The 373-nt window shown below is 64.6% G+C and carries 1 pseudogene; it reads left to right on the forward strand.

The features are described from left to right. A pseudogene (locus B3D39_RS12285) lies at positions 1–373 on the forward strand (acetolactate synthase 3 large subunit); the annotation flags it as partial.

Raw genomic sequence — 373 nt, forward strand, 5'->3', positions numbered from 1 at the left:
CCGTCCCGGCCCGGTGCTGATCGACATGCCCAAGGACGTGCAATTCGCGGTGGCCACCTACACCGAGCCGAAAGCGGCGCGGGTCGACCATTACCAGCCGCAGGTGAAAGGCGATCTCGACGCGATCACCAAGCTGGTCGAACTGATCGAGACCGCCGAGAAGCCGGTCTTCTATACCGGTGGCGGCGTAATCAACTCGGGCCCCGCTGCGAGCCAGCTGATGCGCGAGCTGGTCGATGCGACCGGCTTCCCGATCACCTCGACCCTGATGGGTCTGGGAGCCTACCCCGCCTCGGGCAAGAACTGGCTCGGCATGCTCGGGATGCACGGTCTCTATGAAGCCAACCTCGCGATGCATGGCTGCGACCTGATG

The sequence above is a fragment of the Thioclava sp. UBA3469 genome, from assembly GCF_002378135.1.
In the GTDB taxonomy this organism is placed as follows: Bacteria; Pseudomonadota; Alphaproteobacteria; order Rhodobacterales; family Rhodobacteraceae; genus Thioclava; species Thioclava sediminum.